Genomic DNA, 928 nt, shown 5'->3' with positions numbered 1-928 from the left:
GCCCTTCATCGCCTCTGACTGCCTAGGCATCCACCGTGTACGCTTAGTCACTTAACCTCACAACCCGAAGGTGTTTCCACTTTCGTGCTGCTACATTTGAGAGACTCTATGACAGGTTAATCCTTACCCCAATACTTCTACGGAGGGATAAGTTTCAGCTGTCATGTTTCAATTTTCAGCTTGTTCCAGATTGTTAAAGAGCAAAATACTTCGCAGCATACTGTTGCCAGTACACTCTGAAGTATTGAAATACAGGACTATATGGTGGAGCTAAGCGGGATCGAACCGCTGACCTCCTGCGTGCAAGGCAGGCGCTCTCCCAGCTGAGCTATAGCCCCATACAGTCACGTGCAGTACCTTTTCCACTTCGAGAAGTGGTAGGCCTGAGTGGACTTGAACCACCGACCTCACCCTTATCAGGGGTGCGCTCTAACCACCTGAGCTACAAGCCTATAAAGGTATTTCTGCTCGTTACTTTTTCATCAGACAATCTGTGTGAGCACTTCACGCGAATCAATATCATTAGGTAAGGAGGTGATCCAACCGCAGGTTCCCCTACGGTTACCTTGTTACGACTTCACCCCAGTCATGAATCACAAAGTGGTAAGCGCCCTCCCGAAGGTTAAGCTACCTACTTCTTTTGCAACCCACTCCCATGGTGTGACGGGCGGTGTGTACAAGGCCCGGGAACGTATTCACCGTAGCATTCTGATCTACGATTACTAGCGATTCCGACTTCACGGAGTCGAGTTGCAGACTCCGATCCGGACTACGACGTACTTTATGAGGTCCGCTTGCTCTCGCGAGTTCGCTTCTCTTTGTATACGCCATTGTAGCACGTGTGTAGCCCTACTCGTAAGGGCCATGATGACTTGACGTCATCCCCACCTTCCTCCGGTTTATCACCGGCAGTCTCCTTTGAGTTCCC

The 928-nt window shown here is 50.1% G+C and carries 2 tRNA genes and 1 rRNA gene; all 3 read right to left on the bottom strand.

The annotated features are described in order from the left end of the window. Positions 1-262 precede the first annotated feature (262 nt). Positions 263-338 (bottom strand) — tRNA-Ala (locus AC1RKG_RS24840). A 37-nt stretch (positions 339-375) separates the two neighbouring features. Then, a tRNA-Ile gene (locus AC1RKG_RS24835) sits at positions 376-452 on the bottom strand. A gap of 75 nt (positions 453-527) precedes the next feature. Further along, positions 528-928, bottom strand: a 16S ribosomal RNA gene (locus AC1RKG_RS24830); the annotation flags it as partial.

Source organism: Serratia sp. GW822-FHT06D09, from assembly GCF_058799515.1.
This window is presented reverse-complemented; position numbering and strand designations above follow the sequence as displayed.